This is a genomic window from Blautia sp. AF14-40 (assembly GCF_003479665.1).
Classification (GTDB): Bacteria; Bacillota; Clostridia; order Lachnospirales; family Lachnospiraceae; genus Fusicatenibacter; species Fusicatenibacter saccharivorans.
In genome coordinates this window covers 158,930-173,702 of the sequence record NZ_QUHK01000006.1, presented here as the reverse complement: position 1 = coordinate 173,702, position 14,773 = coordinate 158,930, and the positions used below count along the sequence as shown (strand labels likewise).

Here is a 14,773-nt window from a genome sequence, read left to right as displayed (position 1 = left end):
AAAGACGGTATTGGGAATGATAGATTTTTTCTGCCCTACAATACCAGTCTACTACAGACATTCCGAAAGAAAAAGTACAAATCAGAGATAAATTTGCACGGAGATGCTTTTTCTGTGTTTTTGTTTCCGGAACGGAAAAAGTCTGACCGAAACAGAAACCGCAGAAAAGTGTCAAAAAACAGCAGAATCGTTGTTTTTCGTATTGGAGCCGTATGGAATAATAAAATCATACAAGGAAAAAGGGAGGTTTTACGAGATGATTACAAGACTAGAGGAGATTTCGGTAACGAAAGAAAGCTATCCGTTTGCCAGTGCGGAGCGTTACCTGAAGCTGTCGGAGCGCGGCTATGTGGAGAAGGAATATTATATGTATGGAACGGCAAATGTCTACGAGACAGCCGACGAGCGCGGCGGCGTCCGTGTGCGCACTGCGGATGCGCCGTATACAAACCGCATCATTGTCCGCGCACCGCAGGACACTGCAAAATGCAGCGGAAACGTTGTAGTGGAGATCATCAATCCAACGAGTTTTATGGAGATTGACCGCATGTGGATTCTCGGCTGGAAGAAATTTGTGCGGGACGGAGATATCTATGTGGGAATCACAAGCAAACCGAATACGATCGCTAAAATGGTAGAGTTTGATGAAAAGCGTTACGGCCGTCTTTCCTGGGCCAACCCGACGCCGGATGTGCCGTTCTCGGAGCGACTGCAGGTCACAGGCGGACTCGGCGATCTGAATCATGATTACGAAACGGGTCTTTTCTGGGACATGCTGACAGACCTGGCGTGGCTGCTGCGCGGCGATGAGGAGCAGAATCCGATTCGGGAATATAAGAGAGAATACGTCTATTTGACGGGCTGGTCACAGTCGGGTTCGTATCTGTTCCGCTATCTGAACAGCTTTGCGTATCGTCCGGAGGTGGCACGCGGTGCGTGTGTATTTGATGGCTACCTTTCCGGAGGAGGAGTCCATTCCCTTGGTATTCCGGTCAACCAGTATGAAACCATGGCTCCGTACCATTACAGTCTGACACGTGTGGAAAAGGCGCGCGAGCCGTTTATCGCTGTGCAGACGGAGAGTGAAAACGGAAGAATGGAAGCATGGCGCATTGCCCAGCAGGACAGCGATGATCCGGAGTTCCTGTTCCGCCAGTATGATGTGACGGGTGCAAGCCATGACACTTCCTATAGCTATGTGGACTACTATCAGAACGATCCGGATCTGGTGCGGATCAACCATCTGCCATTCTATATGGGAAAAAATGAGGAAGGAAACGACTATCCGTCCCAGATTCTTTTTGCGGCAGCATTTCGGAATCTCTTTACCTGGGTACGGACAGGCGCAGCTCCGGCGCACTGTGACCGGATTGCGATTGACAGCGACGGAGAAAACAAAAAGGATGCGTTCGGAAATACGATCGGTGGACTGCGTACCTGCCTCCTTGACTATCCAACCGGAAGATACAGCAATACCAGCGACATTGAAAAAGGCCAGAATTTCCTGGATCCGGAATCGGAAAAGGAAGGATTGTTCGGTTATCAGCAGGCGTTTTCGAAAGAAATGATAAAAGAGCTGTACGGAACATTGGCACATTACCGGGAAATGGCGGAGAAAAACACGAAAGAGCAGGTAACGAAAGGCTTTGTCTGCCGCGAGGATGCGGCGGAGCTGGTTGAGATTGCCGTGCAGCTTGCAAAGAAACGCGGACTGGAATAAAAAACAATAAACAGTTACAGTAAAATCAGATTCGAGGAGCGTGCCCGAAAAAAACCGGGCGCGCTCTGCGCAGATAAAGGAGAAAATAAAATGGGGATGAAAGCAGAACAGTGGCGACAAATTATTTTATCATTTGAGAGCAAGAAAACATACAACAATCCATTCCTCGATGTTTCCATCTGGAGTGTTTTTACGGGACCGTCGGGAAGAAGGATCAGAAGAGAAGCATACTGGGACGGCGGAAATACCTATCGGATTGCCTTTGCGCCGACCGAAACCGGAATGTGGAGTTATAGGTTGGAAGCACCGGAGGAGACGGGACTTTCCGGAGTGCAGGGAACGATCGAATGTATTCCATACGAAGGAAATCTTGCTATCTATCAGCACGGATTTCTGAAAGTGCATCCATCAGGAAGATATCTGACGTATGCAGACGGAACACCGTTTTTCTGGCTCGGCGATACGCACTGGGAATTTGCCTTTGGTGAGCGGTGGGACGAGTCGAACCATCCACAGATGACGAGCATGTTCCGCGGCATGGCGGACCGCAGGAAGGAACAGGGTTATAACGTTTATCAGACGAACCTTCGAAGCGACAGCTGGAAGGAGCACAAGAGCCGTTACTGGAAAACGGATGCCACAGATGATGTGCCAGATGTGGCATTTTACCAGAACGAACTCGACCGCCGCATGCAGTATCTCGCTGACCTCGGCTTTATCAACGCGCTCGGTTTTGCCTGGTCCGGCTCGATCGAGCAGGGCGTGGAGCACCAGAAACATCTGGCACGCTATATCATTGCCCGCTATGGCGCCCTTCCGGTTGTGTGGACGCTGTCAGGCGAAGTGGCAGGCTACTTCCCGGGAAAGCCGCGGGAAACAGCCATCAAAGGCTGGCGCGAGGTCGCAAAGTATGTGGAAAAAATGGACGGATATGGAACACTGCAGACCGCACATTATACGAATGAGCGTCCGTTTGCAGATTACTATTATGACGAATCGTGGTTTGATTTTGTGCTGAATCAGGCCGGACACGGCGATTTCCCGATCAATCCGTCCTGGTACCGTGCCTATCGGAAGGAACACGGAACAAAACCATTCATCGAAGGCGAGTCCCTGTATGAATACTGTTCCACACTGGAAGAAAACGGAACCCGGCTCTGCACCGATGCAATGCTGCGCCGCGTGGCATATATGGCAGTCCAGACCGGCGGCTGCGGCTATACGTACGGTGCGCAGGGAATCTGGGATAATATCTGGGAGGTAAGTGACATCAACCCGGATTTTAATGCATTCAACAAATTTGGCATCACCTGGGCGAAAGCCATTGACGGCCCCGGAGGCGCACAGATGGGATATCTGAAACGTTTCTATGAAGAACATCATTTTGAGGAGATGGTGCCATATGAACCGGCAGAAATGGAAGAGAGTATCAGCCCGTTTGCCAATAAGCTTGCGGCTGCCACGATCAGCCGGGATAAAACGAGAGCACTGATTTATTACGGAGAGATGGATGGCATGAGTACACCGCTCGCGGGCCTTTGCGACGGAATCTATGCAATTTCCTGGTTTGATCCGAGAACGGGACAGACAGAAAAAGCAGAAATCCAGGTGGAAGTGCGTGGAAAGTCGTGCATTATGCCAAAGAAACCGGCGGCGGGAGATTGGGTGCTGATAGCAGAATGCATAGAAAAGACTGAAAAGTGATCATAAACTATACAAAATGCGGAAAGAAACCGCAGAAAAGTGCAAATTCATCGCAGGATTGTTCTTTTTTGGAGGTAAGAAAGCAGATATAATAAGATCATCAAATGAGTCACGGCCGAAACTCAGAAACGAAATAAAGCAGCAAGACAAAAAGATAAAAAGCGAGGACGAAAGAATGAAAAAGAAAGTAGCAGCGATTTTCATGGCATCCATTATGGCATGCTCCATGGCTGCATGCGGAAGCAGCGGCGGAAGTTCAGATTCCGGAAAGACAGATTCTAAGGATAAGAGTACCGCATCCAGTACAGCAGAGAACGGAAGCGGAGAAGTGGAAAAAATCATCGTAAGCTTCCCGACCTGGACGGGTGCTCCGGCAGACACGGAGAAAGTACAGGAAGCCATCAATGATATCACAAGAGATAAGATTGGCGTTGAAATTGAGCTTTCTATTACCGATTTCGGATCCTTTAATCAGAATACGACACTGGCGCTTTCCGCAAATGAGGAAATTGATGTACTTGCATGTGTAGGTTTCCCATATGCAACCGGAATTCAGCAGGGATATCTTTCCGATCTGGAAGAGAACGATCTTCTTGCAACGTATGGACCGGACATCGCAGAAGCAGTTGGACAGGATAACATTGATGCCTGCCGTGTGAACGGAGTTCTCTATGGCCTTCCAAGCAACCGGGACATTGCACAGGGACGTGGATGCGCAGCGATCGCAACCGAGTATCTCGATGGTATTGGCTACGAAGCAAACACAGACGATGAGATCGTAAAAATCGGTCTGGATGAATTAAACGATATTTATGCACAGCTGCATGAGAAATATCCGGACAAAGAGGTTTATCGTCCGACAACAGGTTCTATGTCGCAGTTCTCTAACGTAGACTCCCTTGGAGGAAATGTGTTCGGTGTTCTGCTTGACTATGGCCAGAACCTTGATGTTGTAAATCTCTTTGAGAGCGATTTCTACAAGGATTATTGTGCAAGACTGTATGACTACAATCAGAAAGGCTATATCAGTGCCGATGCATCGACCGATACAACAGCAGTCGGAGAGCTTGTAAAAGCCGGAACTCTGATGAGCTATACCACAGGCGGAAAGCCTGGCATCAAAGCGCAGGAGACTACACTGACCGGTCGCGATATGACCATCTTCCAGACACTGGATGACTATATCAGTTCCACATCTGTGGCTAGTATGCCTTGGACCATTCCGATCTCTGCACAGCATAAAGAAGCAGCCATGAAATTCCTGAATGAGTGCTACACAAATGCCGATATCGCAAACCTTCTGGCATGGGGCATCGAGGGAACACATTATAAAATTGGCGATGACGGACTTGCTACTTATGCAGACGGTGTAGATGCATCCAACTCCGGATGGAATCATTCCATGGGATGGATGATGCCGAACCAGTTCCTGACCCATGTATGGGAAGGAAATGATCCGGATCTGTGGACAGAGATGAAAGAGTTTAACACCAATGCAAAGGTTTCCAAAGCAAGCGGTTTCTCCTTTGACAGCACAAATGTGGCAAACGAGCTCACAGCAGTACAGAACGTATACAACGAGTATCAGACCAGCGTAGAGTACGGCTTTGTAGACCCGGAGACCGGAATTGCCGAAATGAATGATAAGATGATGACTGCAGGCCTCCAGAAGATTATCGACGAGAAAAAGGCACAGCTTGCAGCGTGGCAGGAAGCAAACAAATAAAGTTTAAGAATTTAGATCAAAAAATGACTGCGCCGTCCCAAAAACAGGACGGCGCAGGTTGTAAGAAGAGAAAAATCTGTCAAAACCGGAACGCTTTGGGACCGGCTGCGGATAAGAAAAAAGGAGAAGGAAAAACATGGCAAGAGTGAAAAGTCAGAAGAGCCAGAAAAGACGAAAAACATTTGTACGTTTTCTGCCGATCTATATTCTGATGCTGCCGGGTCTCATTTATCTGTTTATCAACAATTACATGCCTCTGCCGGGTCTTGTGATTGCATTCAAACAGTACAATGCCGGAAAAGGCATCTACGGAAGTCCATGGGTAGGACTGAAAAACTTTGAATATCTGTTTACGACAAGCGATGCCTTTGTTATTACACGAAATACCATTCTCTACAATGTGGCATTTATCGTAATCAACACAACACTGGCAATCGCAGTAGCTATTATCTTAAGTGAGCTGGAAGGAAAACGGAAAAAAGTTTACCAGAGCGCCATCCTTCTTCCGAACCTCCTCTCCACCGTTATCATCGGATATCTTGTTTTTGCATTCTTCAGTGTAGAAAACGGATTCATTAACAACACGATTTTAAAGGCGCTGGGAAAAGATCCGGTTTCCTGGTATTCGGAACCGAAATACTGGCCGTTTATCCTGGTTTTTGTCAGTGCATGGAAGTCGGTTGGCTACAACTGTATTGTGTATCTGGCAACACTGATGGGATTTGATAAATCCTTCTATGAGTCAGCCAAGATCGATGGTGCAACGAGATGGCAGCAGATCAAATATATTACCCTGCCGCTTCTGCGTCCGACCATTATCATGCTGACCATGATGGCAATCGGAAGAATTTTCTACTCTGACTTCGGTCTCTTTTACCAGGTGCCGATGAACCAGGGAGCTCTGTATTCCACAACAAACACAATTGATACCTACGTATATCGCGGACTGCTTCAGATGGGCAATGTTTCGATGTCTGCCGCAGCCGGTGTTTACCAGTCGATCGTAGGATTTATTCTGGTGCTTGGCGCCAACCTGCTGGTACGTAAAATTGACCGCGACAGCGCGCTGATCTAGGAGGAACGGTATGAAAACAAGAGAAGATAAAATTTATAGCTTTTTCGGCCATCTGATCATGACAATCCTGACACTGCTCGCGATCATTCCGATTCTGTTGATGTTCATTTCCTCATTGACTGACAATGCAACTCTGTTACAGAATGGATACTCTTTTCTGCCGGAAAAGTGGAGTACCTATGCTTATGAGTGGGTATTCACATCCAGCAGTTCCATGGTAATCAAAGCCTACGGAATGTCCTTTATCCTGACCGCAACCGGCGTTGTCTGCAGCCTTGCCCTGACAACCTGTCTGGCCTATGGTCTTTCGAAAAAAGGTCTGCCGGGACGCAATGTCCTGACCTTTCTGGTGTTCTTTACCATGCTGTTCAACGGAGGCCTTGTACCGACTTATATCAATTACACGACCGTATTCCATGTGAAAGATACGTTCTTCGGGCTGCTGGTTCCGTCTCTGATGATGAGCGCATTCAACGTTCTCCTGATGAAGAGCTACTTTGTCACCGGTGTGCCGGATGAAATTCTTGAGGCTGCCTATATTGACGGTGCAAACGAATTCCAGACTATGTGGAAGATCGCCATTCCGCTGTCCAAACCGATTATTACCACCGTTGCCATGTTCTCCGGTATCGCTTACTGGAATGACTGGAACAATGGTTATATCTATCTGACAAAGAGAACGGATCTCTACAGTATCCAGAACCTGCTGAACCGTCTGATGCAGAATATTCAGGCGCTGACGCAGAACGCCAACAACATGGCGCAGGCAGGCGAAGGCCTCTCCCAGATCCCATCCGGAACGGTTCGTATGGCGATGGCAGCACTTGGTATTCTGCCGATCATGATCATTTATCCGTTCATCCAGAAAAACTTTGTAAAAGGTATTACCCTTGGCGGCGTGAAGGGCTGATAAAAAAGTAAGTGAATCCAAAAAATCCGGCTTTCCGATATGCAAAAGGAAGGCCGGATTTTTTTAATTTCTAAACTGCCGTGGTGTCATGCCCGTCGATTTTTTAAACTGGCGGGAGAAGTACGAAATATTCTGGAAGCCGCAGGTGATGGCAATGTCGCGGATGCTCATTTCGCCCTTTGCGAGAAGCTCCTTGGAGCGAGCAATCCGGCGGTCGATGATGTAGTTGATGAGAGAACTTCCCGTGTCTTTTTTGAAGAGATGGGACAGATAATCGGCGTTCAGATACACCATGGCCGCAAGCGTATCGCGATCCAGCTCGTCGGAGAGGTGCGATTCGATATATGCCTTCACGGTGGCAACAGCCGTGTCCTGGGAAGCGGCTGCCTGACGGCTTTGTGTGAACAGCAGAAGACTGTTGGAAATCCATTCTCGTAAAGCACCAAACGAGGAGAAGGTCTGCTCCGGGGAAGCAACGGTAATCTGGCGGCGGAAGGCTTCGTCTTCGCTGCCCGGATGATCCATCTGGCGAAACAGCAGCTGCAGGAACTGATAGTAAAAGCCGGTCAGAAATTCCCGTGTAGCAGTGCCGGAGCTTTTCGTCTGATTTAAGAAAGCGAAAACCTCAATCTGAAGCTGTTCCGTTCTTCCGGATGTGAGAAGATCGGACCAGCGGTCAGATGGAATCGGCTGAAAAGGCGTCTGAACAGGAGCTTCGGTTTCAGCGGCAAGATCGAAAACGTGATTTTCGTAGGTGACGTTCTTTCCGGCGAAGGCTTTCATGGAAAGAAAAGCTTTTCGCAGGTCTTCCGGGAGACAGACCTTCTGATCAACGAAAAAGTTGATCGAGAACGGAAAGTGTGTCACAAAGTCGGTCAGGGCCTGACGGCATCGGCCAATCACGGCGTCCCGAGAGTGTGTGGAGGCCGGGAGAAGCAGAAGATAAAAACCATCAAGCACACGGATCGTCAGCGGCAGCTCGCCGGGTTCAAAAAAATATTCCCGGGCAATATTTTTTAAGGCAAATTCATACAGGGTACGGTTGTCGGTCGGAGAAAAGGAGTTCGTCTGTCCGGTCTGGATCAGAAGCGGACAGAAGGGCTGATGAATCAGTTCGACATTCAGACGGCGATAGCGGATTTCATCCATCACTTCGGAAGGAGCAGAGGAAATACTGCCATTTAGTAGGTCGAGGAAGAACTGCTCTGCAAGCGGGAGCTCACTTTCCTTCCAGTAATTGGCATGAAGGGTGTTGACGCGGTCCTTCTGCTGCTTTTCACATTGCGCACAGGCTTTGTCAAGGGCTTCCAGAAGGGCATGGTCATCCAGCGGCTTCAACAGATAGTCACTGCTGGAAAGCTTCATGGCGCGGGAAATATATTCAAATTTTGCATAGGCGGTCAGAAAAATACAGACCGTTTCGTAGTGTGCCTGACGGATCTGGTCCAGCAGTTCGAGGCCGGAACCGCCGGGCATCTCGATATCACAAATCATCAGGTCAATCGGATGCGCGGAAAAGATTTCCAATGCCTGCGTCATATTGTAGGCACAGAAAATCTCAAAAAAGTCCGGCCGCAGTGTGCGGATTTTGTTGGAAATGCTTTCAACGGTATAATATTCATCGTCTACGATTAACAGGTTCATGATAACCTCCCAAAATATATTTTTTTACCGTTCCGGTTATCCGTCGATGCGGAAAAAGGGAACGTAAGGAAAATCAATGGTAATCTGAGCGCCTGCGCCGGAACGGTTGCAGAAAGTAAAAGCCGCGTCGGGAAAAATCTGGCGGAGGCGGAGTACAACGTTTGTGATGCCGATGTGTTCCTGCTCGGAATTTACATAGGTATCAAGATTTTGCAGCACGGCAAGCATATTCTCCGAAAAACCGCGTCCGGTATCCCAGATACAGATATGAAGGCGGGTGCACTGATTTTTTTCTCTGGCGGTGACGTCGATATGTATGTCCAGAACTTTCCCCATAACGACCTCATATTTGACCGTGTTTTCCACAAAGTTCAGAAGCATCAGCGGCACAACCGTTGCATTGTGCAGCGATTCCTCGCAGGAAGGGAGCAGGCGCAGCGCGCCGGGATAGCGGATGGAGGAAAGCTCCACGTAGTTTTTTACAAGCTTCAGCTCTTCTAAAAGCGAAACGGTCTGACCGGAGGAAAGCGTATAGCGCAGATGCACACTCAGGTTCTGAAGCATCTGCCGTGCCAGGTCCGCGTGGTTATTTTCAGTCAGCTGATAAATGGTGTTCAGGCAGTTGATCATAAAATGCGGTGTGATCTGCTGCTTCAGGTAAAGCGCCTCCAGCTTCTGACGGGAGAGCTGTTTTTCGTAATTCTCAATTTTCAGATCATCGATCTCCTCGACCATATCGTTGAAAGCGGTCGTCATTTCCCGGAATTCATCGAGCATAGCGTCGTCGGGGATACGCACCTTGAGATCTCCGCCGCGGAGCTGCTCCAGCGCATGCGTCAGCATGTGAACCGGGTGAAGAACCCAGCGGTACAGGGAGGCAGACAGAAGCAGCCAGACTACGAACAGACCGAGCGAAACAATAAAGGCAATGATATAAAAGTTTGTCTGATATTTGGTATATTCCGAATCCTTCAGAAGCAGGGTCAGCGACAGCGGTGTTTCCTTCAGTTCATGTGAAACCGCCATCCAGGAGGTTCCGTCGATTTCGTAGGAAGGATACCGTCGCCATTTCAAGCGGGGAGCCTCCAGGCGGACATCGTTTGACGGGGTGCGCAGAAGAAGAGAACCATCGGAAAAATACAGAAGGCTGTCCTGCGTTTTTGTATCGACCAGAGTGCCGAGGAGTGTATCCGTGGAAATGTACGCGCCGAGCAGATATCCGTTTAGGTTCAGGATACGGACAAGGTAATATTTCCCGTTGATTTCGTTGAGATTCCATACAGAGGACGGAGCCTCTGTATTGGCGATTCCGCGGATATAGTTCCAGAGGAGCGGTGGCGGGTTGCTGGTCTGGTCGTAGAGAACGAGGGCATCTGTGGCTTCCTGATAACAGAAAAAGCCGTCTACGGTATAGTTCGGTGCTGCGTTTTCAAAGCTTTTTTTGATTCGGTTTAATGTGGTATACCAGCTGGTTGTCTGTGGTTCCGCTGCGCGGAGCGAAAGGAGATCGGTATCATTCAAAGCAAAAACATAGAGATAGGTTTCGGGGCGGGAAAGGTTTTCATCCAGGCTTTTCTGGTACAGAACCAGTGTATTTTCCGAGTTCTCATGGATCCGCTCCAGCATCAGACCGAAAGCGGCTGTGTTGTTGTACACGACAAGCGCGCAAAAAAAGACGATCATGACTGCAAGCAGAACAAAAATACGAAAACCAAGTGAGTGTATGGAAATTTTGGAAAACCGTTTTTTCAAAGAAACATCTCCTCTCCGATACATGTTAGATACATGCTGAATTTTGAGCCAGATAAGAAGAAAAGGCCGGAACTGTTCAGCAAAAGATCCGGCAGACTCTATGGGAAAGTTTACAATAAAAGTGAAAAAACGTCAATAAATACAAGGAAAAAAGAAACGGATACCGGCAAAAGTAATAAAAAAATAACTGAATTATTGTTTAAAAATTAAATTTAAAAAGATTGACTATTCAAAATGTATTTAGTAAAATTAAATTATCACAATACGAAGCGATACTTATTTCAGAAAGGTGGAACGTATGTTACAGTCTTATACCGAACATGTAAAACGATATGGAATCGCAGAGCTGGTTTTCCAGGGACCGTCCGAGGGAAATCCATTTGCGGAGCAGTGGGTGAAAGGAACGATGGCAGGTCAGGCAGAGGAAAAGCATGCCGAGGGCTTTTATGACGGAAACGGCGTATACAAGCTTCGCTTTATGCCATCCGGCGAAGGAACGTATGAGATCACCGCAGCAACAAGCTGGGGCGATGAGGCGAAAGTGACGGTGGAGGTCGGTGCAGCTGATGAAGGCTGTCACGGTCCGGTCCGTGTGGCAAACACCTATCATTTTGCTTACGATGACGGAAAGGAATACTACCCGTGCGGTACGACCTGTTATGTGTGGGAGCTGCAGAGTAAGGAGACACAGGAGAAAACGTATGAGAGTCTTGCGTCCTCTCCGTTTAACAAGATCCGTTTCTGTGTTTTTCCGAAACACTATGTCTACAATTTAAAAGAGCCGGCACAGTATCCGTTTGAAATTCGTGAAAATTCTCCATGGTCTCCGTCTGATTTTGAGACAGAAAAGCTGGAAAAAGCGCCGCGCAATATGTTCGGCGGCATTGATGCCATGATTGAAAACCCGGATGAAGTATGGGATTATACTCGTCCGAATCCTTCTTATTTTGAACATATTGAAAACACGATCGCACGCCTTGGCACCATGGGAATCCAGGCAGATCTGATTTTGTTCCATCCGTACGACCGCTGGGGCTATTCCCGCATGAATCTGGAACAGCAGAACTTTTATTTAAGATACGTTGTCAACCGTTTCAGCGCATACCACAATGTATGGTGGGCTATGGCAAATGAATTTGACCTGTTCCGCTGGAAACCGGTATCCGAGTGGGAATCCAATGCCGAAACCGTTTGCCGTCAGGATCCGTACCGCCATCTGCGCTCCATTCACAACTGTATGACCATGTACGATCATTCCAGGGGATGGATCACGCACTGCAGTCTGCAGAGAATCGATCTGTACCGCACCGCAGAAAATGTGGAAATCTGGCGCCCGCAGTATGGAAAACCGTGCGTGCTCGATGAAATTGCATATGAAGGAAATCTTCCGTTCGGCTGGGGCAATATCAGCGGCGAGGAGATGACACGCCGGTTCTGGGAGGCATACACCAGAGGCGGATATGGACAGCACGGAGAGACGTATGAAAATGAAAACGGTGTGATCTGGTGGTCACACGGCGGAGAGCTGAAGGGCAGCAGTCCGGCGCGGATCCAGTTCCTGCTGGATATCATGAAAGAAAACGGGGGCTATATGGAGCCGCTTCCGGCATTCTTTGATGAGACCTGCTGCACAAACAGCGCAAGCCATCCGAGAAAAGACTGCGTGATGTACTATTACGGTGCCAACCGCCCATGCCGCCGCCCGTTCCACATGCCGGAAGGCCAGGAGTTCGATGTGGAAGTCATCGACACCTGGAACATGACCATCACCCCGGCAGGCCGCCACAGCGGAGAATTCACGATCGACATGCCGTCAAGACCGTATATGGCGGTGAGACTGGTGAAAGTGAAATAAAAATGTGGGAGAGGAATCTTGAAATTCGATTCTGCATATGATATAGTATGTGTAGCTGATAAGAGAAATAAGTGACATGTGTTCACAAAGCGAACCCCCAGCAGCGGCAACTGCTGGGGGTTCTTCCCTTTTTACGGAAGGGCATCCGCCTGGGCTAATTGTCGCCATGTTTTCCGTCTAGCCACTTGCAGATATAGTAGCTGATTACACCTGCTACAACGGAAACGATAAGAGAAATAAGTATAGACATGCGCTCACCCCCTTCCTGTTGCCAGTTTGGGAGGCGACAACAAAATAAGTATAACATGGTATAGGAAGAAACGGTTTGAAAAAATAGAACGCATATTTTGATGAAGTTGCACAAATATGAAAAAAGTCTATTTTGATCTTGACAACTCGCCTCACATATGCTATCATACCACCTGTATCACGCCGAAGACAGCAGGTGCCGCAAGGCGTAAGTTTCAAACGCCTGCCGAGGAGAAGTTACACAAGGTTCATGTTATGGAATTTTGAGATCTCTTCGCCAATCTTCGCGAAGAGCTTTTTTTATACTTCCAAAGCGTAGGTACGAAATACTACAAGGAGGTGCAATCATGGCAATCAATGCAAAAATCGATCTGAAGAAGCCGGTCCTGGAAGAGATCAGCGCACAGGTAGAAGGCGCACAGTGCGTGCTGCTGGTAAACTACAGCGGATTAACCGTTGCTCAGGATACTCAGCTGCGTAAAGAGTTAAGAGAAGCAGGCGTTCATTACAAAGTATACAAAAATACAATGATGAAACGTGCATTCGCTGGTACTGCTTTCGAGTCTCTTACCAAAGACCTGGATGGCACAAACGCTATCGCAATCAGCAAGGACGATGCAACAGCTCCGGCAAGAATCATCGCTAAATTTGCAAAAACCGCTCCGAAGCTGGAGATGGTTTCTGGTGTTGTAGAAGGAAACTACTACGACAAAGCTGGAATGGAAGCACTGGCAAACGTTCCGTCAAGAGAAGAACTTCTTGGCAAACTGCTTGGAAGCATCCAGTCCCCGATCGCAAACCTGGCTCGCGTCCTCAACCAGATCGCAGAGTCCAAAGGCGGCGCAGCAGAGGCCTAAGCCTCAAGCGGGCAGCGTGAAATACGCAGCCTGAGAACATTATTCAGAAAATATCCAAGGAGGAAAATAAAATGGCAAAGTTAACAACCGCAGAGTTTATTGACGCTATCAAAGAGTTATCTGTATTAGAGTTAAACGATCTTGTAAAAGCATGTGAGGAAGAGTTCGGCGTATCCGCAGCAGCAGGCGTTGTAGTTGCAGCAGCAGCAGGCGATGCAGCAGCAGCTGAGGAGAAAGACGAGTTCGACGTAGAGCTGACAGAGGTTGGCCCGAACAAAGTTAAAGTTATCAAAGTTGTACGTGAAGCTACAGGACTTGGCCTGAAAGAAGCTAAAGAAGTAGTTGACGGTGCTCCGAAAGTCCTCAAAGAGGGTGCTTCCAAAGCAGAAGCTGAAGAGCTCAAAACTAAACTTGAGGCTGAAGGCGCTAAAGTTACTCTTAAATAATTTAAGCGTAAATCAGAATCTATGGACGCACGGCGGGATTTCCTGCCGTGCGTTTTTTGAACTGAGTCCATACTTTGTGGCAATAAAGTTAAAAATTGCCGGAAGGTATGGTGATGCCATGTGGTATCAAAATGTAATTGCGACCGTGGAGATAAAATTGAGAATGTGATCTATTCATACAAGACATTTACGGAGGAGTATAAGGGCTAAATATCCTCATGACAGAAAGACTCCGAGAGTACAGAAAGAGAAAACGGGAGGAACGAAAAATGCAGGTACATTCCGTTCTGGAATCTTTACAGCAGGGAATCCTGATCTGCGATCAGCACAGCAGGATTGTGTTCTTCAATCAAGTCTACAGCGATTTCATCGGCGTTCCGCTTGAAACCGCGAAAGGTCATAAAATCACGGATTACCGCAAATCTGCCATTGCTCCGGAAGTCATTTGGAGCGGCATCCCGGTCGAGGGAATGGTGCGGAGAGAGGGAACGCAGGAATACTTTGCAAGTGTTTATCCGATCTGGGAAGAGCATCAGATCCGCGGAAGCATCTCAATTGTGACGAGTCTCGTACAGTTTGAAAAACGGGAATCAGAGGCTCACATGACGCTGGAAGAGCGGGTGCGCCGCTTTGAACGGCAGGAGATCCAAAATACGTTGTTGCTGTACGGACGGGATATGGAGGGGAAGCAAAAAGCGGCAAAGGAACTCGGAATTTCGCTGGCAACGTTATACAATAAAATCAAAGAATAAGACAGAAGGAGAATGAAATGCCGGAATTTCTGCAGCTTTGGGGCTTTGTGGTATTTTCTGTCTTTGCTGTAACAGAACTCACA

At 48.1% G+C, this 14,773-nt stretch carries 11 protein-coding genes and 1 other annotated feature; of the genes, 9 read left to right on the top strand and 2 right to left on the bottom strand.

Annotation, left to right across the window (positions count from 1 at the left end):
* Positions 1-256 precede the first annotated feature (256 nt).
* The 5 genes from DWW13_RS07000 (at position 257) to DWW13_RS06980 (ending at position 7,135) form a co-directional block, all read left to right on the top strand.
* Positions 257-1,720 carry an alpha/beta hydrolase domain-containing protein gene (locus DWW13_RS07000; RefSeq protein WP_118719678.1) on the top strand — a complete coding sequence of 488 codons (1,464 nt, stop codon included), beginning with the start codon at positions 257-259 and terminating at the stop codon, positions 1,718-1,720.
* Between the two features lie 90 nt (positions 1,721-1,810).
* Positions 1,811-3,424 (top strand): apiosidase-like domain-containing protein, encoded by a 1,614-nt coding sequence (locus DWW13_RS06995; RefSeq protein WP_118719672.1) that lies wholly within the window; start codon positions 1,811-1,813, stop codon positions 3,422-3,424.
* 175 nt (positions 3,425-3,599) lie between these two features.
* Positions 3,600-5,150, top strand: coding sequence for an ABC transporter substrate-binding protein (locus tag DWW13_RS06990; RefSeq protein WP_158579758.1), 1,551 nt, complete (start codon positions 3,600-3,602; stop codon positions 5,148-5,150).
* A gap of 136 nt (positions 5,151-5,286) precedes the next feature.
* Positions 5,287-6,225 carry an ABC transporter permease gene (locus DWW13_RS06985; protein WP_055266921.1) on the top strand — a complete coding sequence of 313 codons (939 nt, stop codon included), beginning with the start codon at positions 5,287-5,289 and terminating at the stop codon, positions 6,223-6,225.
* A gap of 10 nt (positions 6,226-6,235) precedes the next feature.
* Positions 6,236-7,135, top strand: coding sequence for a carbohydrate ABC transporter permease (locus DWW13_RS06980; protein ID WP_055266923.1), 900 nt, complete (start codon positions 6,236-6,238; stop codon positions 7,133-7,135).
* A gap of 63 nt (positions 7,136-7,198) precedes the next feature.
* On the opposite strand, the gene DWW13_RS06975 is transcribed toward DWW13_RS06980, so the two are convergent.
* Positions 7,199-8,779 carry a response regulator transcription factor gene (locus DWW13_RS06975; RefSeq protein ID WP_118719670.1) on the bottom strand — a complete coding sequence of 527 codons (1,581 nt, stop codon included), beginning with the start codon at positions 8,777-8,779 and terminating at the stop codon, positions 7,199-7,201.
* Positions 8,780-8,815: 36 nt separating this feature from the next.
* On the bottom strand, positions 8,816-10,531 hold the full coding sequence (locus tag DWW13_RS06970; protein ID WP_158579757.1) for a sensor histidine kinase: 1,716 nt from the start codon (positions 10,529-10,531) through the stop codon (positions 8,816-8,818).
* A gap of 298 nt (positions 10,532-10,829) precedes the next feature.
* Here DWW13_RS06970 and DWW13_RS06965 point away from each other — a divergent pair, with 298 nt between their 5' ends.
* The 4 genes from DWW13_RS06965 to DWW13_RS06950 all read left to right on the top strand — a co-directional run bounded on the left by DWW13_RS06965 (position 10,830) and on the right by DWW13_RS06950 (position 14,690).
* The gene (locus DWW13_RS06965; RefSeq protein ID WP_118719666.1) at positions 10,830-12,386 is read left to right on the top strand and encodes a DUF5605 domain-containing protein; all 1,557 of its coding nucleotides are present in this window, start codon (positions 10,830-10,832) and stop codon (positions 12,384-12,386) included.
* 414 nt (positions 12,387-12,800) lie between these two features.
* Positions 12,801-12,945, top strand: a sequence feature (ribosomal protein L10 leader region).
* 37 nt (positions 12,946-12,982) lie between these two features.
* Positions 12,983-13,492: a 50S ribosomal protein L10 gene (gene rplJ / locus DWW13_RS06960; protein ID WP_055227784.1), complete on the top strand. Its 510-nt coding sequence runs from the start codon at positions 12,983-12,985 to the stop codon at positions 13,490-13,492.
* 71 nt (positions 13,493-13,563) lie between these two features.
* Positions 13,564-13,938 (top strand): 50S ribosomal protein L7/L12, encoded by a 375-nt coding sequence (gene rplL, locus DWW13_RS06955; RefSeq protein ID WP_022462823.1) that lies wholly within the window; start codon positions 13,564-13,566, stop codon positions 13,936-13,938.
* Positions 13,939-14,207: 269 nt separating this feature from the next.
* Positions 14,208-14,690, top strand: coding sequence for a helix-turn-helix domain-containing protein (locus tag DWW13_RS06950; RefSeq protein ID WP_055220827.1), 483 nt, complete (start codon positions 14,208-14,210; stop codon positions 14,688-14,690).
* Positions 14,691-14,773: the final 83 nt, after the last annotated feature.

What these genes read in the sequence shown, in the direction of transcription:
- DWW13_RS06950 (WP_055220827.1), top strand. Translation starts at nt 14,208, where the DNA reads ATGCAGGTACATTCCGTTCTGGAATCTTTACAGCAGGGAATCCTGATC.
- DWW13_RS06980 (WP_055266923.1), top strand. Translation starts at nt 6,236, where the DNA reads ATGAAAACAAGAGAAGATAAAATTTATAGCTTTTTCGGCCATCTGATC.
- DWW13_RS06975 (WP_118719670.1), bottom strand. Translation starts at nt 8,779, where the DNA reads ATGAACCTGTTAATCGTAGACGATGAATATTATACCGTTGAAAGCATT.
- DWW13_RS06965 (WP_118719666.1), top strand. Translation starts at nt 10,830, where the DNA reads ATGTTACAGTCTTATACCGAACATGTAAAACGATATGGAATCGCAGAG.
- DWW13_RS06995 (WP_118719672.1), top strand. Translation starts at nt 1,811, where the DNA reads ATGGGGATGAAAGCAGAACAGTGGCGACAAATTATTTTATCATTTGAG.
- rplL (WP_022462823.1), top strand. Translation starts at nt 13,564, where the DNA reads ATGGCAAAGTTAACAACCGCAGAGTTTATTGACGCTATCAAAGAGTTA.
- DWW13_RS06985 (WP_055266921.1), top strand. Translation starts at nt 5,287, where the DNA reads ATGGCAAGAGTGAAAAGTCAGAAGAGCCAGAAAAGACGAAAAACATTT.
- DWW13_RS07000 (WP_118719678.1), top strand. Translation starts at nt 257, where the DNA reads ATGATTACAAGACTAGAGGAGATTTCGGTAACGAAAGAAAGCTATCCG.
- DWW13_RS06990 (WP_158579758.1), top strand. Translation starts at nt 3,600, where the DNA reads ATGAAAAAGAAAGTAGCAGCGATTTTCATGGCATCCATTATGGCATGC.
- rplJ (WP_055227784.1), top strand. Translation starts at nt 12,983, where the DNA reads ATGGCAATCAATGCAAAAATCGATCTGAAGAAGCCGGTCCTGGAAGAG.